The sequence below is a fragment of the Pararhodobacter zhoushanensis genome (genome assembly GCF_003990445.1).
Lineage (GTDB): Bacteria > Pseudomonadota > Alphaproteobacteria > Rhodobacterales > Rhodobacteraceae > Pararhodobacter > Pararhodobacter zhoushanensis.
Window position 1 is genome coordinate 84,861 of record NZ_REEZ01000011.1, and the last position, 21,473, is coordinate 106,333.

The 21,473-nt window shown below is 64.2% G+C and carries 22 protein-coding genes; 11 read left to right on the forward strand and 11 right to left on the reverse strand.

Annotated features, from left to right (window positions below):
* Positions 1-19: 19 nt before the first annotated feature.
* From EAE28_RS19130 to EAE28_RS19150, 5 genes are read left to right on the forward strand one after another with little or no spacing between them, the layout of a single operon-like run.
* On the forward strand, positions 20-1,714 hold the full coding sequence (locus EAE28_RS19130) for a sensor histidine kinase (protein WP_127109313.1): 1,695 nt from the start codon (positions 20-22) through the stop codon (positions 1,712-1,714).
* Positions 1,711-2,133, forward strand: a complete 423-nt coding sequence (locus EAE28_RS19135; RefSeq protein ID WP_164736706.1) for an HPr kinase/phosphorylase — start codon at positions 1,711-1,713, stop codon at positions 2,131-2,133. The genes EAE28_RS19130 and EAE28_RS19135 overlap by 4 nt, the downstream gene beginning before the upstream one ends.
* A 24-nt stretch (positions 2,134-2,157) precedes the next feature.
* Positions 2,158-3,036, forward strand: coding sequence for an RNase adapter RapZ (gene rapZ, locus EAE28_RS19140; protein ID WP_246022481.1), 879 nt, complete (start codon positions 2,158-2,160; stop codon positions 3,034-3,036).
* A gap of 5 nt (positions 3,037-3,041) precedes the next feature.
* Positions 3,042-3,443, forward strand: coding sequence for a PTS sugar transporter subunit IIA (locus EAE28_RS19145; protein ID WP_127109319.1), 402 nt, complete (start codon positions 3,042-3,044; stop codon positions 3,441-3,443).
* Positions 3,440-3,712, forward strand: coding sequence for an HPr family phosphocarrier protein (locus tag EAE28_RS19150; RefSeq protein ID WP_127109321.1), 273 nt, complete (start codon positions 3,440-3,442; stop codon positions 3,710-3,712). Before EAE28_RS19145 ends, EAE28_RS19150 begins: the two co-directional genes overlap by 4 nt.
* Before the next feature lie 168 nt (positions 3,713-3,880).
* Here EAE28_RS19150 and EAE28_RS19155 read toward each other — a convergent pair whose 3' ends face one another.
* Positions 3,881-4,756 carry a 3-hydroxybutyryl-CoA dehydrogenase gene (locus tag EAE28_RS19155; RefSeq protein ID WP_127109323.1) on the reverse strand — a complete coding sequence of 292 codons (876 nt, stop codon included), beginning with the start codon at positions 4,754-4,756 and terminating at the stop codon, positions 3,881-3,883.
* Between the two features lie 149 nt (positions 4,757-4,905).
* Here EAE28_RS19155 and EAE28_RS19160 point away from each other — a divergent pair, with 149 nt between their 5' ends.
* On the forward strand, positions 4,906-5,565 hold the full coding sequence (locus tag EAE28_RS19160; protein ID WP_127109325.1) for a DUF6473 family protein: 660 nt from the start codon (positions 4,906-4,908) through the stop codon (positions 5,563-5,565).
* Between the two features lie 69 nt (positions 5,566-5,634).
* On the opposite strand, the gene EAE28_RS19165 is transcribed toward EAE28_RS19160, so the two are convergent.
* The 10 genes from EAE28_RS19165 to EAE28_RS19210 form a co-directional block, all read right to left on the reverse strand.
* Positions 5,635-6,561, reverse strand: a complete 927-nt coding sequence (locus tag EAE28_RS19165; protein ID WP_127109327.1) for an electron transfer flavoprotein subunit alpha/FixB family protein — start codon at positions 6,559-6,561, stop codon at positions 5,635-5,637.
* Positions 6,561-7,322, reverse strand: a complete 762-nt coding sequence (locus tag EAE28_RS19170) for an electron transfer flavoprotein subunit beta/FixA family protein (protein WP_127109329.1) — start codon at positions 7,320-7,322, stop codon at positions 6,561-6,563. The genes EAE28_RS19165 and EAE28_RS19170 overlap by 1 nt, the downstream gene beginning before the upstream one ends.
* A 149-nt stretch (positions 7,323-7,471) precedes the next feature.
* The gene (locus EAE28_RS19175) at positions 7,472-8,044 is read right to left on the reverse strand and encodes a cob(I)yrinic acid a,c-diamide adenosyltransferase (RefSeq protein ID WP_127109331.1); all 573 of its coding nucleotides are present in this window, start codon (positions 8,042-8,044) and stop codon (positions 7,472-7,474) included.
* Positions 8,045-8,058: 14 nt separating this feature from the next.
* Entirely contained in the window at positions 8,059-8,262 is a 204-nt protein-coding gene (locus EAE28_RS19180) for a twin transmembrane helix small protein (RefSeq protein WP_127109453.1), read from the reverse strand.
* Between the two features lie 75 nt (positions 8,263-8,337).
* The gene (locus EAE28_RS19185; RefSeq protein ID WP_127109333.1) at positions 8,338-9,174 is read right to left on the reverse strand and encodes an SDR family NAD(P)-dependent oxidoreductase; all 837 of its coding nucleotides are present in this window, start codon (positions 9,172-9,174) and stop codon (positions 8,338-8,340) included.
* Positions 9,171-10,568 (reverse strand): sigma-54-dependent transcriptional regulator, encoded by a 1,398-nt coding sequence (locus tag EAE28_RS19190; protein WP_127109335.1) that lies wholly within the window; start codon positions 10,566-10,568, stop codon positions 9,171-9,173. The genes EAE28_RS19185 and EAE28_RS19190 overlap by 4 nt, the downstream gene beginning before the upstream one ends.
* Positions 10,565-10,945: an Hpt domain-containing protein gene (locus EAE28_RS19195; RefSeq protein WP_127109337.1), complete on the reverse strand. Its 381-nt coding sequence runs from the start codon at positions 10,943-10,945 to the stop codon at positions 10,565-10,567. Before EAE28_RS19195 ends, EAE28_RS19190 begins: the two co-directional genes overlap by 4 nt.
* A 148-nt stretch (positions 10,946-11,093) precedes the next feature.
* The gene (locus EAE28_RS19200) at positions 11,094-12,986 is read right to left on the reverse strand and encodes a propionyl-CoA synthetase (protein ID WP_127109339.1); all 1,893 of its coding nucleotides are present in this window, start codon (positions 12,984-12,986) and stop codon (positions 11,094-11,096) included.
* A gap of 285 nt (positions 12,987-13,271) precedes the next feature.
* On the reverse strand, positions 13,272-14,039 hold the full coding sequence (locus EAE28_RS19205) for an outer membrane protein (RefSeq protein WP_127109342.1): 768 nt from the start codon (positions 14,037-14,039) through the stop codon (positions 13,272-13,274).
* A gap of 183 nt (positions 14,040-14,222) precedes the next feature.
* Positions 14,223-16,514, reverse strand: coding sequence for an NADP-dependent malic enzyme (locus tag EAE28_RS19210; protein WP_127109344.1), 2,292 nt, complete (start codon positions 16,512-16,514; stop codon positions 14,223-14,225).
* A gap of 376 nt (positions 16,515-16,890) precedes the next feature.
* Here EAE28_RS19210 and EAE28_RS19215 point away from each other — a divergent pair, with 376 nt between their 5' ends.
* The 5 genes from EAE28_RS19215 to upp are packed head-to-tail and all read left to right on the forward strand — an operon-like array spanning position 16,891 to position 21,416.
* Positions 16,891-17,283 carry a cytidine deaminase gene (locus EAE28_RS19215; protein WP_127109346.1) on the forward strand — a complete coding sequence of 131 codons (393 nt, stop codon included), beginning with the start codon at positions 16,891-16,893 and terminating at the stop codon, positions 17,281-17,283.
* On the forward strand, positions 17,283-18,584 hold the full coding sequence (locus EAE28_RS19220) for a thymidine phosphorylase (RefSeq protein WP_127109348.1): 1,302 nt from the start codon (positions 17,283-17,285) through the stop codon (positions 18,582-18,584). The genes EAE28_RS19215 and EAE28_RS19220 overlap by 1 nt, the downstream gene beginning before the upstream one ends.
* Positions 18,581-19,792: a phosphopentomutase gene (locus tag EAE28_RS19225; protein WP_127109350.1), complete on the forward strand. Its 1,212-nt coding sequence runs from the start codon at positions 18,581-18,583 to the stop codon at positions 19,790-19,792. The genes EAE28_RS19220 and EAE28_RS19225 overlap by 4 nt, the downstream gene beginning before the upstream one ends.
* Positions 19,789-20,787 (forward strand): adenosine deaminase, encoded by a 999-nt coding sequence (locus EAE28_RS19230; RefSeq protein ID WP_127109352.1) that lies wholly within the window; start codon positions 19,789-19,791, stop codon positions 20,785-20,787. The genes EAE28_RS19225 and EAE28_RS19230 overlap by 4 nt, the downstream gene beginning before the upstream one ends.
* Entirely contained in the window at positions 20,784-21,416 is a 633-nt protein-coding gene (gene upp, locus EAE28_RS19235; RefSeq protein WP_127109354.1) for a uracil phosphoribosyltransferase, read from the forward strand. Before EAE28_RS19230 ends, upp begins: the two co-directional genes overlap by 4 nt.
* Positions 21,417-21,473: the final 57 nt, after the last annotated feature.

Genomic DNA, 21,473 nt, shown 5'->3' on the forward strand with positions numbered 1-21,473 from the left:
CAAGGCGGTGGGGGCATAGGTGAGCACGCAGACCGGGGTACCCGGCGCTGAAGTCGTCCTTGGGGACGATTGGGTTCGGCCGCAGAGCGCGGTCGATACGGAAGTACGCATTCACCGTGCCCGCCGTGGGTTGTTCTCGATCTTTCACTCGCCTCTGGCGCGAAAGATCATCCTGTTCAATATGCTTGCGCTTGTGTTGCTGGTGGCGGGGGTGTTGTTTACCAACCCTTTCCGCGACTCGCTGGCGCGTCAGCACGAACTGGGACTGGTCTCGCAGGCCGAGGCGATCGCCGATGTCATGGGCGCGCTGCCCGCGCTGTTGCCCGGTCAGCCGGGCTATGCCAGCGTTGAGGCGCGGCGCGCGCGGGTGCAGGCCGTCGACGGCCTGACCCTGAACACCGAGACCGAGGTTCTGGTGCTGGCCAGCGACAGCACCATCGAGACGGCGCGCCGGGGCACGGGCACCCGCAGCGCCGGCGATCTGGATGAGGGCAGCGCCCCGCACACGCTGATCTCGGACACGCTGGACGCTATCTGGTCCGCCATGTCCGCCGTCGTGCCGGGCGACCGATCACCGCAGCCGGACCCTGCCACCCTGCTGGCCGATCTGCACGCCGAAGCGATGAGCGGGGTTTCCTCGAGCCGCGTTCTGCGTCTGGATGACGGTTTCCGCATGCTCGCCGCCGCCCCGGTTCTGCAAGACGGGGTGCCGGTCGGTGTGGTGATCATGCAGCAGATCCCCGCGGCGATAGAGAACATGCTGCGCTCCGAGCGCGAGCAGGTCTTGCAGATGTTCATTGTCGCGCTGTTGGTGTCGGTCGGCCTGTCGCTGGTGTTGGCCTCGACCATCGCCAACCCGCTGGCCGATCTGGCCACTGCCGCCGAACTGGGCCGCGACAAGAACGCCCGCCGCATGTCGCCGGGCCGCGTACGTATCCCCGATCTGGCCGGTCGTCCTGATGAGATCGGCCGCCTGTCGGTCGCCATGCGCGGCATGGTCACGGCGCTGTATGACCGCATCGACGCCAACGAACAATTCGCCGCCGATGTCGCGCATGAGATCAAGAACCCGCTCGCCTCGCTGCGCTCGGCCGTCGGCACCCTGCGGGTCGCCAAGCGCGAAGATCAGGTCAACCGCCTGCTCGAAGTGATCGAGCATGACGTGCGCCGTCTCGACCGGCTGATCTCGGACACCTCGAACGCCTCACGCCTCGACAGTGAGCTGGTCAAGGAAGAGGAAGAAACCTTCAACCTGTGCAAGACGCTGGAAAACCTCTCGCAACATCTGGGGCAGGAGGCCGAGGCGAAGGGCGTCGAATTCATCAGCGAACTGCCGCGCGAAGCCATCCTGATCCAGGGGCTTGAAGCGCGTCTGGCGCAGGTCTTCGTCAACCTGATCACCAACGCGATTTCCTTCTGCAATGAGGGCGACGCCGTGCGCATCTGGGCGCGCAAACGCGAAAACCGCGTGCTGGTGGTGGTTGAGGATACCGGGCCCGGCATCCCCGACGCGGCGCTGTCCAAGGTGTTCAAGCGGTTCTATTCCGAACGCTTGCAGGATTTCGGCAACCATTCCGGCCTTGGGCTGGCGATCTCCAAGCAGATCGTCGAAGCGCATGGCGGGGTGATCTGGGCCGAGAACATCCGCCCGACCAACGCCGACCGCAATTCGCCGCCGCTGGGGGCTCGTTTCGTCGTCGGCTTGCCGCTGTGAGCGCGGCCAATCTCCACGCCTCGGCGGTGGCCTTTGGCCCCGCGCGCGGTGTGTTGATTCTGGGGCCCTCGGGGGCGGGAAAATCGCGGCTGGCACTGGCGCTGATCGGCTGCGGCGCGCAGTTGGTCGCCGATGATCAGGTCTTCCTTGCCGCCGATAACAACGCCCTCTTTGCCCGCGCTCCGCGCAGCACCGAAGGGCTGATTGAAGCGCGCGGTCTGGGTCTGGTGCGGCTGCTCGCCCGCCGGTTGGCGCGCATCGTGGTGGCCGTTGACCTCGCGGTGCCAGCCGCGCGCATGCCCGAGGCGCAGACGCGGACATTGGCCGGGGTCACGATAGAGTGTCTTCCGGGTCGCCCGGATGGCTCTTTCGCCCGCGCCCTGACACATTATGTGCTGACGAAACGGACTCAAGGCTGACGGATGCAAGATTCTCCCCCTCCCATGCGCGTCGTGATGGTTACCGGCCCGTCGGGTGCCGGGCGGTCCTCGGCGATCAACGCGCTTGAGGATCTGGGTTTTGAATCCATCGATAACCTGCCGCTGTCGCTGATCCCGCGCCTGCTGGACGGACCGCCCCTGCCGCGCCCGCTGGCACTGGGACTGGATGCGCGCAACCGCGACTTCTCATCCGAAGCGCTGATCGAGCTGGTCGACCGGCTGCACCGCTTGCCGGGCGTGGCCTCGGATCTGCTGTATCTGGATTGCGACGCCGACACGCTGGTGCGCCGCTATTCCGAAACCCGCCGCCGCCACCCGCTCAGCCCTGAGGGCGCGCCGATGCAGGGGATCGAGCACGAGCTGGAGCTGCTCCAGCCGGTACGCGAGCGCGCCGATGTGCTGATCGACACGACCAGACTGACCCCGCACCAGCTGCGGGCAGAGATCTCGCAATGGTTCGCCCCGCGCGACGGGCGGCCGATGTCGCTGGCGATCCAGAGCTTTTCGTACAAACGCGGGCTGCCGCGCGGCGTTGATATGGTGTTCGACTGCCGGTTTCTGGCCAACCCGCATTGGGTGCCCGAGCTGCGCGACAGGGATGGCCGTGACCCGGCGGTCGCCGAACACGTTGCCGCCGATCCGCGGTACGACGATTTCTTCGAACGCGTGCGCGGGCTGATTTCGTCGCTGCTGGATGCGTTTGTCGATGAGGGGAAGACCTCGCTCACCATCGCTTTTGGGTGTACGGGGGGAAAACACCGTTCTGTTGCACTTGCAGAAAAAATGTCGCGGGTGCTTGCAGAGCAGGGCTGGCGAGTGTCAAAGAGACACAGGGAGCTGGATCGGCGCGGCCTTATGGCGGGCCCCGGGAAGCAAAGGTAACGGGCGTGATCGGAATCGTGATCGTCGCACATGGTGGACTGGCCCGCGAGTATCTCGCGGCCGTGGAACATGTTGTCGGCAAACAGGCTGGCATAAAGGCGATTTCTATCGAGTATGACCACGACCGCGGCGCCAAATCCGCCGAAATCCGCGCGGCCGCCGATGAGGTGGATCTGGGCGACGGGGTGGTGGTGGTGACCGATATGTTCGGCGGCTCGCCGTCGAACCTGTCGATGCCCGCCTGTTGTGCGCCCGATCGGCGTATTCTGTACGGTGCCAACCTGCCCATGCTGATCAAACTGGCCAAATCGCGCCGCCTGAGCGTCGCCAAGGCCGCTGCCCTGGCGCTGGACGCGGGCCGCAAATACATCAATTCGTATGAGATGAGTGGGGGGGGCGGGGTGTGAGCGCCGAGAAGGTTCTGAAGATCGTCAACGAAAAGGGCCTGCACGCGCGCGCCTCTGCCAAGTTCGTCGAGGTGGTCGAGGCCCATGACGCTGCCGCCGAAGTCGAGAAAGACGGCATGAGCGTTTCGGGCGATTCGATCATGGGCCTGTTGATGCTCGCCGCCTCGCGGGGCACCGAAATCCGCGTGCGCACCTCGGGTGAGCAGGCAGCCCCGCTGATTGCCGCGCTGGAAAAGCTGGTGGCCAACAGGTTCGGCGAACCGTTCTGAGCGTTGTCTGATGAAAAGCGGGGGCTGCCGCGCCCTTTGGACCGCCCCGTGGATACTCAGAGACAGAAAATGCGGCTTAACGCCTCATTAACCCTGCGCCTCTTTGCTCTTCAAATATCCCGGGGGGTGAATGCGCTTTAGCGCAGAGGGGGGCTGGCCCCCTTTCTTTTATCGCGTAGGGACCGGGACCTCGCCGCGGTAGTCATAAAACCCGCGCTGGGTTTTGCGGCCCAGCCAGCCGGCTTCGACATATTTGGTCAGCAACGGGCAGGGCCGGTATTTGGTGTCCGCCAGCCCGTCGTGCAGCACGTTCATGATGGCGAGGCACGTATCCAGCCCGATGAAATCCGCCAGTTCCAGCGGTCCCATCGGATGGTTCGCGCCAAGCTTGAGCGATTCGTCGATCGACCGGACATTGCCGACGCCTTCATAAAGCGTATAGACCGCCTCGTTGATCATCGGCATCAGGATACGGTTGACGATGAAGGCCGGGAAATCCTCGGCGCTCGCGGCCGTTTTGCCCAGTTTTTCGACGACAGCCAGCAGCGTTTTGTAGGTCGGTTCGTCCGTAGCGATACCGCGGATCAGCTCGACAAGCTGCATGACCGGGACCGGGTTCATGAAATGGAAGCCCATGAACCGCTCAGGGCGGTCGGTGCGGCTGGCCAGCCGGGTGATCGAGATTGACGAGGTGTTCGACGTCAGGATCGTGTGCGGCTTCAGATGTGGCAGCAGGTCTTCGAAGATCGCGTGTTTGACCATCTCGCGTTCGGTTGCGGCCTCGATGATCAGGTCGCTGGGGCCGATATCCGCCAGCCGGGAGGTGGTGCGGATCCGCTCCATCGCGGCGGCCTTGACGTCGGCCTCGATCTTGCCGCGCTGGACCTGACGCTCAAGATTGCGATCAATCAGGGCAACAGCGTTGGTCAGCGCTTCTTCCGAGATGTCGTTGAGCAGCACATCAAAGCCTGCAAGGGCAAAGACATGGGCAATGCCATTGCCCATCTGACCCGCTCCGACGATGCCAACACTTTGAATATCCATTCCGGTCCCCTGTCTGACGTGCGGTGACCTTATGCTTGCCGGCGGCGAGGGTGCAAGGGCCGGACGCGGCTGCGCGGTCTGCCGGTAAGCGGATCGTAACGTTTTGCGGCGAGACTCGGTATCGGGTGACGAAAAGGGGACTGGGGTCCATGCAACAAGGTCTGCATCATTTTGCAGGCGACCGCCCGATTGTGCCGATGATGCGGGACACTCGGGCTGAAGTCGTTCTGCGCCATCGCGCGCTATTGCTGATTGGAGAGCGGGGGCCGGGGCGGATTACGCCACGGTTAGCCCGGCGCGCGCTGGATCGCCTGCTGGCACCCACCGCGCAGGTTGAAGGGGTCGACTGGCACCTTGCCGACCCGCTTCTGGCTGAGGCTGCGCAGGCGGCCAGCACCTATGTGCTGGTGCTGCCACCCTTGGGCAACCTGTCCAACGCCTTCTATACCGTGCATCCCCGGCGCAATGATCGCTTCGTGGCGGCACGTCCCGTGCTCAAGGCGCTCTACCCGGACGTGGACTTTGCGCCCTTCACCTTCACCGGGCACGCCCTAGACACGCTGGCAGGCGTTTGCCCTGAGCGCTTCATGCTGATCCGCCGCGCGCTTGAGCAGCATTGGGCCGGACGCATGCGGCACTTGCTGGATCGCTTTCCGCGCCGGGGGGTGTTGATCGAACTGCCGGCGCAGGCCTGGCTGCAACGTCCTGCCATCGCGGGGGAGGGGCGTCACCGCATCCGTCTGGATCCTGACAACCGGGCGTCGGGATGTGACGCCGTCTGTGCTGCGCTGCAACGACGCGCTGCCTGACGCGAAAGGCCCGCCACTGATGGCGGGCCTTGGTGGCTGGCGTAGGGTGGGGTTTCACCCCACCGTGCCTTACAGCTTTTCAGTCAGTTCCGGCAGGACGGTGAACAGATCGCCCACCAGACCGTAATCCGCGACCTGGAAGATCGGCGCTTCTTCGTCCTTGTTGATCGCGACGATGACCTTGGAGTCCTTCATCCCGGCCAAATGCTGGATCGCGCCGGAAATACCGACCGCGATGTACAGCGCAGGAGCCACGACCTTGCCGGTCTGGCCAACCTGCCAGTCGTTCGGTGCAAAGCCCGAATCGACCGCGGCGCGCGAGGCGCCAACGGCGGCGCCCAGCTTGTCGGCCAGTGCTTCGATGATCTTGAAGTTCTCTTCCGAACCCACACCACGACCGCCCGACACGACGATCCCGGCCGAGGTCAGCTCGGGGCGATCAGACGCCGCGACCTTGTCTTCCAGCCAGTTCGACAGACCCGGATTGGCCGCAGCGCCCACGGTCTCGACCGGGGCCGAGCCGCCGTCACCGGCTGCCTCGAAGGTCGAGGTGCGGATGGTGGCGACGATCACGCTATCGGAAGATTTCACCGTCTGGATCGCGTTACCGGCATAGATCGGGCGCTCGAACGTCTGCGCATCAACCACGCCCGAGACATCCGACAGCACCATCACGTCCAGAAGGGCGGCGACGCGCGGCAGCACGTTCTTGGCGTCCGTAGTCGCGGGCGCGAAGATGTGGCTGTAATCGCCCGCCAGCGACACGATCAGCGCAGCGGTCGGCTCGGCCAGACGGTGGCCGAGCGAGGCATCCTCGGCGACCAGCACCTTGGACACACCGGCAATCGTCGCCGCTTCAGCGCCCGCAGCGGCGGCCGAGGCACCGGCGCAGAGCACGACAACATCGCCGATTTTCTTGGCGGCCGTCACGGCCTTCGCAGTGGCGTCGCGGTTCAGCGCGCCGTCGGTGACTTCACCCAGCAGCAGAACGGCCATCAGATTACCCCCGCTTCGTCTTTGAGTTTCGCAATCAGCTCATCGACCGAGCCAACCTTCACACCAGCCTTGCGGGCGGCGGGTTCGGTGGTTTTCACCACCGTGTGGCGCGGTGCCACGTCGACGCCGTAATCGGCGGGCGTCTTTTCATCCAAAGGCTTTTTCTTTGCCTTCATGATGTTGGGCAGCGAGGCATAGCGCGGCTCGTTCAGGCGCAGATCGACGGTAACGATGGTCGGCATCGTCACTTCGATGGTCTGCAGCCCGCCGTCCACTTCGCGCGTGACCTTGCACTTGCCGTCGGCAATATCGACTTCGGACGCAAAGGTGGCCTGCGACCAGCCCAGCAGGGCCGACAGCATCTGCCCGGTGGCGTTCATGTCGTTGTCGATGGCCTGCTTGCCGGCCAGAACCAGACCCGGCTCTTCTTCCTTGACCACCGCGGCCAGCAGCTTGGCGACAGCCAGCGGCTCGATATCGGTGTGCACGTCGTCAGCAGCCACGATCAGGATCGCGCGGTCAGCGCCCATCGCCAGCGCGGTGCGCAGGGTTTCCTGCGCTTGCTTGACGCCGATCGACACGGCGACAACCTCGGTCACGACGCCTTTTTCCTTGAGACGGATCGCCTCTTCGACGGCGATTTCGTCGAACGGGTTCATCGACATCTTGACGTTCGCAAGATCGACACCCGAGCCATCGGCCTTCACGCGGACCTTCACGTTATAGTCGATCACCCGTTTTACGGGCACCAGAACTTTCATGGGTGGTGTTCTCCCTTTCTCAACGCTTGCCGGTCATCGACAGACAAGCTGTTTGACGCTGCCCGTTTTCCTAGCCTCTCTGCAGCGCGGAAAACAGGGAAAAAACGACCCTGCACCCGTTAGGAACGCCGCGTCGGATACCGTTAGCGTCAACGATTGGCGCCGGGCACCCAAAGCACATCGCCCGCGCCGTTTTCATTGGCGGCACGGCTGGCGACAAAGAACCAGTCCGACAACCGGTTCAGGTATTTCACCGCCGCCGGGTTCACGTCGCCCTCGCGCGCCAGCGCCACCGACAGGCGTTCGGCCCGGCGGCTGACGGTGCGGCACAGGTGCAGGTGGGCGGCCAGCGCCGAGCCGCCCGGCAGCACGAAGCTGCGCAGCGGCGAGAGGCTGGCGTTCATCGCGTCGATCTCTGATTCCAGCCGGTCCACCTGCGCATCGATCATCCGCAGGGGCGGGTATTCGGCGGATGCGTCCCCGGCCATATCGGGACGGCACAGATCGGCACCCAGATCGAACAGATCGTTCGAGATGCGCATCAGCGCCGCGTCCATCTCACCGCTGGCGTGCTGGCGGGCCAGTCCAACGGTGGCGTTGGTTTCATCGACGGTGCCATACGCCTCGACCCGCAGATCGTCTTTGGGCACGCGGCTGCCATTGCCCAGAGCCGTGTCGCCCTTGTCGCCGGTGCGGGTGTAAATCTTGTTCAGAACAACCATGAAATGCCCCTTTGTCAGTGCCGCGAACGGATCCAGGCGAAGCCGACGATCAGGATCACGGCAACGAATTGCGCACCCAGACGCCAGCGCATGATCTTGTTGGCGTTGCGCAGGTTGAATGCCCCGCCCTTGGCAAAGCTGCCGATGCCGAACAACAAAATGCCCAGCACGATGAGCGAGGCAATGGCGGCGATGATAAAGAGCGGATCGTTGAGCAACATGGCGGGCCTCCGGGGTTGGTCTTTGACTTAGCGTCTCTGCGCCAAGATACCAGCCCCCAGATCGTCGCGCCCCTATTGTCGCGCCAAAAACCAGCGAATCGTGCGCTCGGGAAACAGGCGCATCACCCAGCCCATCACCTTGGTCGGCGTGGTGATCTTGTAGCTGGGGCGCGGGTTGGGGTGATCCAGTGCGGTGACCAGCGCTGTCGCCACGGCCTCAGGGCCCAGTTCCCAGCGATCCTTGGGGCCGGGCTGGTACAGGCGCTGCAGCAGATCGCCCTCGTATTGCGCGCGGCGCGGGCTGGCGCGCCAGTCCACCCAGCGCTCGAAATGCGGGATCGAGTTCACCCGGATTTTCGAGCTGATCGGCCCCGGTTGCAGCAGCACCACCTTGATCGGCGTGTCGGCCATTTCCAGCTGCAAGATGCGGCTCAACCCCTCAACCGCGTATTTCGACGCGCCGTAAGCCGCCCGCCAGCGGTAGGGCACAAATCCCAGCACGCTGGAGCATTGCACGATGCGCCCGTGCCCCTGCGCCCGCATCACCGGGATCACGCGCCGGGTCAGCTCGTGCCAGCCAAAGACATTGACCTCGAAGATCTCGCGCAGCGCGTCGGTTGGCAGATCCTCGACCGCCCCAGGGCAGGCATGCGCGCCGTTGTTATAGAGCGCGTCCAGCGTGCCGCCGGTTGCCGCCAGAACCTCGGACAACGCGGCCTCAATGCTGGCCGTGTCGGCGTAGTCCAGACGCGGGCTGTCAAACCCCTCGGCGCGCAGGCGCTCGCAGTCGGCCTCGGCCCGGCACGAGGCAAACACCCGCCAGCCGCGCGCCCGCAGGTCATGAGCACAGTGGTATCCGATCCCCGACGATGCGCCGGTGATTAGGATCGCGCGCGGCGATGGTGTCATTTGCGGCCTTCGGCTTTGTCCCAAGCTTCGCGTTTGCGATAGAGGGTCGAGGCTGACACGTCCAGTTCCCGCGCTGCCTTGGGCACGGAATCCCCGTGCCGGGCCAGCGCATCCTCGATCACGATCCGCTCGATCTGGGCCAGCGTGCGCCCGGCCAGTTCGCCCAGACTGATACCTGTCCGCTCTGGCGTGGCCTCGGTCATGCGGGGCTGGTCGGCCAGCAGGTCCGGCGGCAGCATGTCGACGGTGACCACCGGCCCCTCATTCAGCACCACCACGTTGCGCAGCACGTTGATCAGCTGGCGCACATTGCCCGGCCATGGCAGCGTGCGGAACAGCTCACGCACACGCGGCGAGATGCTGTTGAAGACATGCTCTTCCTCAGCCGCCATTTCGGCGACCAGACGCTCGGCGATCTCGTTCACATCGTCGCCGCGGTCGCGCAGCGGCGGCATGTGGATCGGCACGACGTGCAGGCGGTAATACAGATCTTCGCGGAACCGCCCCCGTCGGACTTCTTCCAGCGGGTTGCGGTTGGTGGCGCAGATGATGCGCGCGTTGACCTTGCGCGGTTTGATCGCGCCGACGGGGGTGATGGTCGAGGTCTGCAAGAAGCGCAAAAGCTTGGTTTGCAGGTTCAGGTCCATCTCGCAGATTTCGTCCAGAAACAGCGTACCGCCATCGGCCGCCGCCGCCGCCCCCATCTTGTCCGAGATCGCCCCGGTAAACGAGCCGCGCAGATGGCCGAAAACCTCGCTTTCCAGCAGATCGACCGGGATCGCCCCGCAGTTCAGCGCGATGAACGGCCCGCCCGCGCGGGCCGAGGTGCGGTGAACAGCTTCGGCGCACAGCTCCTTGCCGGTGCCGCTTTCGCCGGTGACAAAAACTGTCGCCATCGAACGCGCAACCGAACTGATCTTGTCATAGACCGCCATCATCGGTGCCGAGCGCCCGATGAAAGGCGGCAGCACCAAGGCTTCGGCTGCATCTCGGGTCGGGGCAGGGGGGCGATGGCGCAGCGATTTGCGCGCATTCTCGATCGCCCCGATCAGGCGCTGATCGTCGAAGGGCTTGACCAGAAATTCATGCGCCCCGGCGCGCATCATCTCGACCGCCTTGTTGATCGAGCCATTGGCCGTGATGACGATCACACAGGTCTGCGGCGCTTCGCGCAGAATGTCGATCATCACCTCCAGACCGGTGCGGTCAGGCAGCATCAGATCCAGCAGAATGATGTTGGACTTCAGTCGCCGGAAGGCCGCCAGACCCTCGGCCGCAGTGCCGCAGGTCTCGACCTCGAAACCGGCGCGTGCCAGTGCCGCCTTGTAGATCATTTGCAGCGACGGCGTATCCTCGACCAGCAGGATCGTATCGGCAGGAAGGGAAGAGTTCATACGTCTGTTGGATCCTGTGCCGCCGCGCGCAAATGCGCCATGACTGCGTCGATCTCTCGTTCGATCGGCACAGCGACGGCATTGCGTGCAGCGGGTGCCATGCCTTCGGCAATGGCGTCGAAACGGCGGGCCATATCCGCCAGACGCATCGCGCCTACGGTTGCGGCAAGGCCCTTGAGCTCATGCGCAGCACGGCTGACTTCCTTGCCGTCTTCCCCCGAAATAGCGCCACGCAGTCGATCGAAATCGATCAGAAACTGCTGGCAAAAAGCTTGCTTGAGGGCGGCATCGCCCATCTCAAACAGGCGTTGGAGCACATTGTCATCCACTGCCGGGGGGGTCTGGCCGTGGGTACTCATGATGAAGCGATCATCCATTTGCGTTTGTATTCACACCTTTAACCCCTACGGTCGGAGATTGCTTTCTTAACGCGACACAATCAAGGGATGAATTGTATTTTCTATATACAAGTGCCCCGCCAACGTGTTGGCAGGGCAACTTTACGCGTGTGGTTTTGCAAAAAGCTTAGCGTTTTGCGTATCCAATGGATTTTAGGGCTGTTTCAATCTCATCCAGGATTGCGGGGTCGTCAATTGTCGCGGGCATTTTGAAAGATTCGCCGTCGGCGATCTTAACCATGGTCGCACGCAGGATCTTGCCCGAGCGGGTCTTGGGCAGGCGGTCCACCACCACCGCCAGCTTGAACGCAGCGACCGGGCCGATCTTGTCGCGGATCAGCGCGACGCACTCCTTGATCACCGCATCGGGGCTACGATCCACACCCTTGTTCAGGCACAAGAAGCCCAGCGGCATTTGTCCCTTCAGCGCATCCGTCACCCCGATCACGGCGCATTCGCCGACGTCGGGATGGCTGGCCAGAACCTCCTCCATCGCGCCGGTCGACAGGCGGTGTCCGGCGACGTTGATCACGTCATCGGTGCGCGCCATGATATAGACATAGCCGTCCTGATCCAGATAGCCCGCGTCGCCCGTCTCGTAATAGCCGGGGAAGGTGGTGAGGTAGCTCTTCTTGAACCGTGCCTCGGCGTTCCACAGGGTCGGCAGCGTGCCCGGCGGCAGCGGCAGCTTGATGGCGATTGCGCCCAGTTGTCCGTTCGGCAGCGGGTGGCCGCCTTCGTCCAACACCTTGATGTCATAGCCCGGCATCGGCACCGTGGGCGAGCCGACCTTGATCGGCAGCAGCTCGATCCCCATCGGGTTGCCGGCGATCACCCAGCCGGTTTCCGTCTGCCACCAATGGTCGATCACCGGCACGCCCAGCTTTTCGGCGGCCCAGTTCACCGTGTCGGGGTCGGCCCGTTCACCGGCCAGAAACAGCGCCTGCAGGTTCTTGAGGTTGTAGTCCTTGATGAACGCGCCGGTCGGATCTTCGCGCTTGATCGCGCGCAGCGCGGTGGGGGCGGTGAAGAAGCTCTTGACCTTGTGGTTCTGGATCACCCGCCAGAACGTCCCGGCATCGGGCGTGCCGACCGGCTTGCCCTCGAACACGATGGTCGTCGCCCCGGCGATCAGCGGGGCGTAGCAGATATACGAATGACCCACGACCCAGCCCACATCCGAGGCCGCCCAGAACACATCCCCCGGCGCAATGTTGTATTTCGCCGTCATCGTCCATTGCAGCGCAACCAGATGCCCCGCCGTCGGGCGTACAACGCCTTTGGGCTGGCCCGTCGTGCCCGAGGTATAGAGAATATAGGCCGGATGATCGCCTGAGACCGGCACGCATTCCGCAGGCTCGACCCCGTATTGAAACGAATGCCAGGCGAAATCGCGACCTTCGATCAGCTTGGCGACTTCTTGTTCGCGCTGAAAGATGACGGTGAAATCCGGTTTATGCGTTGCCGCGTCAATCGCCGCATCCAGCAGGGGCTTATAATGCACCACCCGGCCCGGTTCGAGCCCGCAGGACGCCGCGATAATCGCTTTGGGCGTGGCATCGTCAATCCGCACGGCCAGCTCATTGGCGGCAAATCCGCCGAACACCACCGAATGGATCGCGCCCAGCCGGGTGCAGGCCAGCATCGCTTCCAGCGCCTCGGGGATCATCGGCATGTAGATGATCACCCGGTCGCCCTTTTCGATCCCCTTGGCCCGCAGTGCTCCGGCCAGCGAGGCGACCCGGGACTGCAATTCACGGTAGGTGATGCCTTTGGTCGAATGGGTGATCGGGCTGTCATGGATGATCGCCAGCTGATCGCCGCGCCCGGCCTCGACATGGCGGTCGACGGCGTTCCAGCAGGTGTTGACCTGCGCGTCCTTGAACCATTCGTACAGGGGCGCGTTGTCCGCGAAGAGGGCTTTGGAAGGGGGCTTTACCCAATCAATGGTCTCAGACTGCTCCATCCAGAACCCTTCGGGATCCTCGATCGAGCGGCGATACACGTCTGCATAGGTCATGAAACCCTCCTCCTCGTCCTGAGCAGCAGTTACGCAGCGACACGCTGGCGACGCAACTCTGTTACCGGCTGACAGTCCGGCAGTCGGCGGGAGAATTTGCAGAAAAGGTCAAAGTGTCGCAGCTAATCTTTGCAAAGCCTCAAGGAATGCACGCGGTTCTGTGCGGGGCTTTGCAGGTTTGCAAAGTGTTGCGACGGGAATCACTTTGCCGGGGCTGCGGCATAAAGAAAGGGCGCGACCGGCTGGCCGCGCCCTCTCGGGTCTCAGGTTTACGAGGTCCTGGGATTAGAAGCTGTAGTTCAGGAAGACGCGCGCGGTGTGGATCGAGGCGTCGAAGCCAGCGTTCAGCGTGTCGCTCGCAGCCAGACCGAGGGGGCCGTTGTAAAGCTCGTAGCGGCCCATGTGGTTGTAGCGGTACTCAACACCCAGCGTGGTCCGCGCGCTCAGGCGGGTTTCCATGCCGACGCCGATCGCAGCGCCGTCCATCGAGAACGAATAGTCGTCCGCAAAGACCGACGTGCCGTTGATGCTGACGTTCAGATCGCCCGAGTAGTTGGCGCGGCTATAGCCGAGCAGGCCGTAAACCATCGTGTCCGGCGAGGTCAGATAGCCAACGCGTGCAGCCAGCGTGTAGATCGTGCTCGGCGACAGGTCGTAGGTCGCGCTCAGCGTGTTCGTACCCAGCGTTGCATTCAGCGCGGTATCGTTGGTGATGCCGGTGAAAGTGCCGTCCAGTTGCAGGCCGACGACGATGCGGTCGGACATCTGGTGGTTGTAGCCCGCTTGCAGGCCGACAAACGCGCCTTCGCCGCCGAGATCCGGCAGGTTCAGGTCCACGTTCAGCGGGGGCGTCGGTGCGTCATAGGCGGCGCTCATATCGTAGTTGCTGGCGCCGAAGCCGAGCGACCCACCGAAATACAGGCCTTGCCACGGGGCAGGCGTAGTCATCGCGACCGTTTCAACGACGGTCTCGGTATACAGTTGCGGTCCGCTGGCAAATGCGGCGGATGCGCTGATCGTCAGGGCCGTCGTGACCCAAAGCAGTTGTTTCATGGTTCTACCCTCTCCGAACAAAAATCACCTTGGCCGAATAGCTCGGTGCCTTCGTCCACCCGCGAGAGTTGTAACAAAGAGTTTTGTAAACATTAGTCGCAAAATTTGGCGACAACGCTTGCCTTTTAGGGCGCGCGCACTAAGCGGCCGTGGCGGTGCCACAGCCGCCTGTCGTGTCAGGTGTCACCCGTATTGCGAGACGGGCGTTCCGGCGATGGCCGCCACGTTCAACAGCCCGCGCGCGGTGATCGAAGGCGTCACGATATGGGCGCGGTTGCCCATGCCCATCAGGATCGGCCCCACCTCAAGTGCGCTGCCGCGGGTCTTGAGGGTGTTGCGCACAGCGCTGGCGGCGTCGGTGTTGGCGAAGACCAGAATATTCGCCGGACCTTCCATGCGCGAATTCGGCATGATGCGCTCGCGCACCGCCGGATCCAGGGCGGAATCGACGTGCATTTCACCTTCGTATTCAAAGTCCAGACCCATCTGGTCCAGAATGGCCAGCGCCTCGCGCATGCAGCGCCCTGAGGCCGTGTCCAGCGTGCCGAACTGCGAGTGCGAGCACAACGCGACCTTGGGCGTGACGCCAAAGCGGCGGGCGTGACGCGCAGCGCCCAGCACGGAATCCGCCACCTGTCGCGCGGTCGGTTCGGGGTTCACCTGCGTGTCGGCGATAAACAGCGGACCTTCGGGCTGAATCATCAGGCTCAGCGCGCCGGTCGGGCACAGCCCGTCGCGGGCCAGCACTTGCCGCACATAGTTCAGGTGCCACGAGTATTGCCCGATGGCGCCGCAGATCAGGCTGTCGGCTTCGTTCCGGTGAACCATGATCGCGCCAATGGCGGTCGAATTGGTGCGCAGAATGGCGCGTGCGGTGTCCGGCGTGACGCCGCTGCGCGCCATCAGGGTGTAATACGTCTCCCAATAGTCGCGATAGCGCGGGTCGTTTTCCGGGTTTACCACCTGAAAGTCGATACCGGGCCGGATTGGCAGGCCGAAGCGCTCGCAGCGCCGTTCGATCACCTCGGGGCGGCCGATCAGGATCGGCACCTCGGTGGTTTCTTCCAGCACCGCCTGAGCGGCGCGCAGGATGCGCTCGTCCTCGCCCTCGGCGAACACCAGACGACGCGCGGCGCTGCGCGCGGCCTCGAACACCGGGCGCATCAGCAGGGCCGAGCGGAACACCGATTGGTCCAGCTTCTGCTTGTAGGCCGCCAGATCTTCGATCGGCCGCGTCGCGACGCCGGTTTCCATGGCGGCCTTGGCCACCGAGCTGGCGACCACGCCCATCAGGCGCGGGTCAAACGGTTTGGGGATCAGGTACTCGCTGCCGAATGTCAGCTTCTCGCCCTGGTACGCCGCCGCCGCCTCGGCCGAGGTCGTGGCGCGGGCCAGCTTGGCGATGCCTTCGACACAGGCGATCTCCATCTCGTCATTGATCATCGTCGCGCCGACATCCAGCGCGCCGCGGAAGATGAACGGGAAACACAGCACGTTATTGACCTGGTTGGGATAATCCGACCGGCCCGTCGCCATGATCGCGCCGGGCGCGACGGCTGCAACCTCATCGGGCATGATTTCCGGCGTCGGGTTGGCCAGCGCGAAGATGATCGGGTCTTTGGCCATCCGGGCGACCATCTCGGGCTTGAGCACCCCCGGTCCTGACAGCCCCAGAAACAGATCCGCCCCGTCGATCACCTCGGTCAGATCGCGCAGCGCGCTGGGCTGGGCGAAGGCGGCTTTCTCAGGGTTCATGTCCTGCTCGCGGCCTTCATAGACCAGCCCGTGAATATCGCACAGCCAGACGTTTTCGCGCTTCACGCCCAGTTTCAGCAGCATGTTCAGGCAGGCAATCCCCGCCGCCCCGCCGCCGGTCGACACCACCTTGATGTCTTCGGCTGCGCGATTGCTCAGGCGCAGCGCGTTGACCGCAGCAGCCCCCACAACAATCGCCGTGCCGTGCTGGTCGTCGTGGAAAACCGGGATGCCCATGCGCTCGCGGCAAATTCGTTCAACGATGAAACAATCGGGTGCCTTGATGTCCTCAAGGTTGATCGCCCCAAAAGTCGGTTCCAGCGCACAGACGATATCGGCCAGCTTGTAGGGGTCGGGTTCGTTCAGTTCGATGTCGAAACAGTCGATGTTGGCGAATTTCTTGAACAGGACCGCCTTGCCCTCCATCACCGGCTTGGATGCCAGCGCACCGATGTTGCCCAGCCCCAGCACGGCGGTGCCATTGGTGACCACGCCGACCAGATTGCTGCGGATGGTGTAGCGGGCGGCAGCTGTGGGATCCGCCTTGATTTCGAGGCAGGCCTCGGCCACGCCGGGCGAATAGGCGCGGCTCAGATCGCGGCCATTGGCCAGCGGCTTGGTGGCGCGGATTTCCAGTTTTCCGGGGCTCGGAAACTCGTGATAAAACAGCGCCGCTTGCCGTGCTGCCTGCTTGACGTCGTCCTTGTGTGCGTCGGTCATGAGTCCCTCCTCGAATGTGGTTCAGCCTTAAACCATTTTTCTCAAAATGCCAGTGCCGGGTCTGTGATCCTGCTGGCAAGGCCGGGTTGCAGGGGTAACATAGCCACATCGGACCACCTTGCGCGCAGCGTTCGCGCGACGGGCGGGGCATAAGGTGCCGCAGGGCGTGTCCGTTTCAACCATTCTGCGTCCTTGGGTTCAGACAGCTAGATACCACGGATTTTGGCAAGTCGCGCGGTCTTGCGGTCGGGCAGCACCCCACTCTGAGCGCGACGCGGCAGCGCTGTCAAACGCCGCCGAGGCCCGGTGGTATCGCTTGCATCCCCCTTCGTGCTGGGTAAAGCTCGATCAAATGGTCAATTCTCCGGGGTGTCAGATGTCCTTGCTCGAAGCTGCTCTTGCCGTTCAGAAGAATGCGTATGCGCCCTATTCCAAGTTTCGTGTCGGGGCGGCGATCCGGTCGGGGTCGGGGGCTGTCTATCGGGGCTGCAACGTTGAAAACGTTGCCTATCCTGAGGGAACCTGCGCCGAAGCCGGGGCGATTGCGGCGATGATTGCGGGGGGTGATACGGCGATTGCCGAAATCGTCGTGGTGGCGGACTCGGCCGAGCCGACCACGCCCTGCGGCGGGTGCCGGCAGAAGCTGAAGGAATTCGCCGCGCCCGAGGTCAAGGTCATCATGGCCACGCTCGATGGTGCGTCGCTGACGATGACGGTGGCCGATCTGTTGCCTGGTGCGTTCAGCGCATCGCATATGGACCGTGCGTGATGGATGCGCGCGCGGTCATCGAGGCCACGCGCGACGGACGCGCCACGGCTGAGGGCATGGCGTGGTTCGCGCGCGGGCTTGCCGATGGCGCGGTGACCGACGCGCAGGCCGGGGCTTTTGCCATGGCCGTGCTGCTAAAGGGGTTGAGCGAGGACGCGCGTGTCGCGCTGACCCGCGCCATGCGCGACTCGGGTGACGTGCTGCGCTGGGATCTGCCCGGCCCGGTGGTGGACAAGCATTCCACCGGCGGGGTGGGCGATTCCATCTCGCTGCTGCTCGCCCCCGCGCTGGCCTGTTGCGGGGCCTATGTGCCGATGGTCTCGGGCCGCGGGCTGGGCCACACCGGCGGCACGCTGGACAAGCTGGAAGCCATCCCCGGTTTCAACGTCAATGTCAGCGAGCCGCGCCTGCGCGCGCTGATGCGCGACACCCGGTGCGCGATTGTCAGCGCCTCGTCCCGCATCGCGCCTGCCGACAAGCGGCTCTATGCGATCCGCGATGTCACCGGCACGGTGGAAAGCCTCGATCTGATCACCGCCTCGATCCTGTCCAAGAAGCTGGCGGCAGGGCTGGGCGTGCTGGTGCTGGATGTCAAAAGCGGTTCGGGCGCGTTTCTGCCGGATGCCGAGCAGGCGCGCGCCCTGGCCCGCTCGCTGGTCGACACCGCGAATGGCGCGGGCTGCAAGACTACCGCGCTGATCACCGATATGGACCGCCCGCTGGCCCTGACCGCCGGCAACGCACTTGAGGTGGCCGAGGTTCTCGATACCCTGACCGGCAAGGCTCCCACCACGCGGCTTGTCGATCTGACCTGCGCGCTGGGCGGTGAGATCCTGAGCGTTGCCCAGCTCGCCCCCGACGCAGATGCGGGCGCGGCCAAGATCCGCGCCGCGCTGGAGAGCGGCGCGGCAGCAGACCGCTTTGGCGAGATGATCGAGGCGCAGGGCGGCCCGGCTGATCTGGTGGAACACTACGCGACCCATCTGCCCACCGCCCCGGTGATCCGCGATGTGCCCGCCCCGAGCGCGGGCACCATCGCCCGCATCGACACCCGTGCTATTGGCATGGCGGTGGTGCATCTGGGTGGCGGGCGGCTCAAGGGCGGTGATGTCATTGACGCCAGTGTGGGCTTTTCGGCGCTGGCAGCACCCGGCGCACAGGTCGGCCCCGGTGTCCCGCTCGCCCGTGTCCACGCGGCCAGCGACGCTGCCGCCGATGCCGCGATTGCCGCCTTGCAGGCAGCGTATCATCTGGGCGATACGCCAGCCTCCGTGTCGCTGATACAGGAGCGCATCGCATGAGCCGCGCTTTCATCGTCGTGCTGGATTCCGTCGGCTGCGGCGGTGCGCCCGATGCCGATCAGTTCTTCAACGATACCCGCCCTGATACCGGTGCCAACACGCTGGGCCATATCGCACAGGCCTGTGCCGAAGGCCGCGCCGAAGACGGGCGCAGCGGGCCGCTGAAACTCCCCACGCTTGACGCGCTGGGCCTTGGCCGGGTGATTGCGCTGGCCTCGGACCTGCAAGCGCCGGGTCTGGGCGCGCAGCCCCAAGGCCGCTGGGGTGCCGCGACCGAGGTGAGCCGCGGCAAAGACACGCCGTCCGGCCATTGGGAGCTGGCGGGCGTCCCGGTGCCGTGGAACTGGACCTATTTCCCCGACGCCACCCCCGCTTTTGACGACGCGCTGGTGGCCGAGGTCTGCCGCCTCGCGGGAACCAAGGGCATTCTGGGCAACTGCCACGCTTCCGGCATCGCCATCATGAACGAGCTGGGGGCCGAGCATCTGCGGACCGGCTGGCCGATCTGCTACACCTCGGCGGATAGCGTGTTCCAGATCGCCGCGCATGAAGAGGCGTTCGGGTTGGATCGGCTGCTCAAGCTGTGTACCGACCTTGCACCGCTGTTGCATTCCCGCCGCGTTGGCCGGGTCATCGCCCGGCCTTTCACGGGGGGTGAGGGCGCATTCAAGCGCACCTCGAACCGCCGGGACTATGCCATCGAGCCGCCGAAACCGGCGCTGATGGACTGGGCGCAGGCCGACGGGCGTGTGGTGCATGCCATTGGCAAGATTGGCGATATTTTCTCGCACCGGGGCGTCGGCCAGTTGCACAAAGGCAAAAGCGACGCCGATCTGGTGCAGCATCTGCTGCGGCTGGCGGATGAGGCCGAAGACGGCGCGCTGACCTTCTGCAACCTCGTCGAATTCGACAGCCTCTATGGCCACCCGCGCGACGTGTCGGGCTATGCCCGCGCGCTCGAAACCTTCGATCTGGCGGCCGCCGATTTCCTTGCCCGCCTCAAACCCGGCGACATCGCGCTTTTCACCGCCGACCACGGCAACGACCCCACCTGGTCCGGCACCGACCACACGCGCGAGCGTGTGCCGGTGCTGGTCGCCGGGGCAGGGCAGGGCGAGATCGGCCTGTGCGCCTTTGTCGACGTCGCTGCCTCGGTCGCCACCCACCTTGGCCTGTCTGAAACCGGCCCCGGACGGAGTTTCCTATGAGCGAGAAAATTGATCCGGCCCTGCCCAAGGTCGAACTGCACCTGCATTTCGAGGGCGCGGCCCCGCCCGCCTTCATCAAGGGGCTGGCGCAAGAGAAACATATCGACATTGCCAAGATCTTCACGCCCGATGGCGGCTATGCCTATCGCGATTTCTGGCATTTTCTTGAGGTGTATGAGGCTGCCTGCACCACGCTGCAAAGCCCCGAGGACTTCCGCCGCCTGACCCTCGCCGTGCTCGAAGACCGCGCCAACGACGGCGTGGTCTATGCCGAGACCTTCCTGTCCCCCGATTTCTGCGGTGGTGGCGATGTGAGCGCGTGGCGCGAATACCTGCTGGCCATCGAGGAAGCCGCCCTTGAGGCGCAGAAAACGATGGGCATCACGCTGAAAGGCATCGTCACCGCGATCCGCCATTTCGGCCCGGACCAATCGCGCGCGACAGCGCTCTGCGCCGCCGAAACCAAAAGCGATTTCCTCACCGGCTTCGGCCTTGCGGGCGATGAAAAACAATTTCACCCCAAGGACTTCACCTGGGCCTTCGACTGCGCGCGCGAAGCCGGTCTGCGCCTGACCGCCCATGCGGGCGAATGGGGCGGACCCGAAAGCGTGCGCGACGCGCTGGACCATCTCAAGGTCGAGCGGATCGGCCACGGCGTGCGCGCGATCGAGGATCTGGCGCTGGTCGATCAGTTGGCCGAACAGGGCATCGTGCTTGAAGTCTGCCCCGGCTCGAACGTCTTTCTTGGTGTCTATCCCAGCTTTGACAAGCACCCCATCGACCGGCTGCGCGAGCGTGAGGTCAAGGTGACCATCTCGACCGATGATCCGCCCTTTTTCCGCACCACGCTGACCAGGGAATACGAAACCCTTGCCCGCGCCTTTGGGTGGACAGAGGACGATTTCCGCGCCATCAACCGGGACGCCGCGAATGCCGCGTTCTGCGACGAGGCGACGCGCGCACGCATACTCCAGATCATTGAGGGCCGCGCATGACCGAACACCTGACCGTCGTTACCCACCCGTTGGTGCAGCACAAACTCTCGATCATGCGGGATCAGGAGACCTCCACCTCGAAATTCCGCCAGCTCTTGCGCGAGATTTCGATGCTGCTGGCCTATGAGGTCACGCGCGATCTGCCGCTGACCAGCGTCAAGATCCAGACCCCGGTCTGCGAAATGGATGCCCCCATGCTTGAAGGGCGCAAGCTGGCGCTGATCTCGATCCTGCGGGCGGGGAACGGGCTGCTCGATGGTATTCTCGAGCTGGTTCCGGCGGCGCGGGTCGGGTTTGTCGGCCTGTACCGCGATCCCGAAACGCTGACCCCGGTGCAATACTACTGCAAACTGCCCGCCGATCTGGCGGAGCGCTGGACGATCGTCGTCGATCCGATGCTGGCGACGGGTAATTCCTCGGTCGCGGCGGTTGATCTGATCAAGGCGCAGGGCGCGCAGAATGTGATCTTCCTGTGCCTGCTCGCAGCCCCCGAAGGCGTCAAGCGCATGCACGAAGCGCATCCCGATGTCCGCATTGTGACCGCCGCACTGGATGATCATCTCAACGACCACGGCTACATTGTGCCGGGTCTGGGTGACGCCGGAGATCGTATGTTCGGCACCAAGTAACGGGAAAGATAAGGCTTTACTCTCGCGAATCGGCAAGGCATCCTTCTGTCAAAGGTA

What these genes read in the sequence shown, in the direction of transcription:
- EAE28_RS19220 (WP_127109348.1), top strand. Translation starts at nt 17,283, where the DNA reads ATGGATGCGCGCGCGGTCATCGAGGCCACGCGCGACGGACGCGCCACG.
- EAE28_RS19175 (WP_127109331.1), bottom strand. Translation starts at nt 8,044, where the DNA reads ATGGTTGTTCTGAACAAGATTTACACCCGCACCGGCGACAAGGGCGAC.
- EAE28_RS19190 (WP_127109335.1), bottom strand. Translation starts at nt 10,568, where the DNA reads ATGAACTCTTCCCTTCCTGCCGATACGATCCTGCTGGTCGAGGATACG.
- EAE28_RS19205 (WP_127109342.1), bottom strand. Translation starts at nt 14,039, where the DNA reads ATGAAACAACTGCTTTGGGTCACGACGGCCCTGACGATCAGCGCATCC.
- EAE28_RS19200 (WP_127109339.1), bottom strand. Translation starts at nt 12,986, where the DNA reads ATGACCTATGCAGACGTGTATCGCCGCTCGATCGAGGATCCCGAAGGG.
- EAE28_RS19215 (WP_127109346.1), top strand. Translation starts at nt 16,891, where the DNA reads ATGTCCTTGCTCGAAGCTGCTCTTGCCGTTCAGAAGAATGCGTATGCG.
- rapZ (WP_246022481.1), top strand. Translation starts at nt 2,158, where the DNA reads ATGCGCGTCGTGATGGTTACCGGCCCGTCGGGTGCCGGGCGGTCCTCG.
- EAE28_RS19170 (WP_127109329.1), bottom strand. Translation starts at nt 7,322, where the DNA reads ATGAAAGTTCTGGTGCCCGTAAAACGGGTGATCGACTATAACGTGAAG.
- upp (WP_127109354.1), top strand. Translation starts at nt 20,784, where the DNA reads ATGACCGAACACCTGACCGTCGTTACCCACCCGTTGGTGCAGCACAAA.
- EAE28_RS19160 (WP_127109325.1), top strand. Translation starts at nt 4,906, where the DNA reads ATGCAACAAGGTCTGCATCATTTTGCAGGCGACCGCCCGATTGTGCCG.
- EAE28_RS19155 (WP_127109323.1), bottom strand. Translation starts at nt 4,756, where the DNA reads ATGGATATTCAAAGTGTTGGCATCGTCGGAGCGGGTCAGATGGGCAAT.
- EAE28_RS19185 (WP_127109333.1), bottom strand. Translation starts at nt 9,174, where the DNA reads ATGACACCATCGCCGCGCGCGATCCTAATCACCGGCGCATCGTCGGGG.
- EAE28_RS19210 (WP_127109344.1), bottom strand. Translation starts at nt 16,514, where the DNA reads ATGACCGACGCACACAAGGACGACGTCAAGCAGGCAGCACGGCAAGCG.
- EAE28_RS19225 (WP_127109350.1), top strand. Translation starts at nt 18,581, where the DNA reads ATGAGCCGCGCTTTCATCGTCGTGCTGGATTCCGTCGGCTGCGGCGGT.
- EAE28_RS19165 (WP_127109327.1), bottom strand. Translation starts at nt 6,561, where the DNA reads ATGGCCGTTCTGCTGCTGGGTGAAGTCACCGACGGCGCGCTGAACCGC.
- EAE28_RS19195 (WP_127109337.1), bottom strand. Translation starts at nt 10,945, where the DNA reads ATGGATGATCGCTTCATCATGAGTACCCACGGCCAGACCCCCCCGGCA.
- EAE28_RS19230 (WP_127109352.1), top strand. Translation starts at nt 19,789, where the DNA reads ATGAGCGAGAAAATTGATCCGGCCCTGCCCAAGGTCGAACTGCACCTG.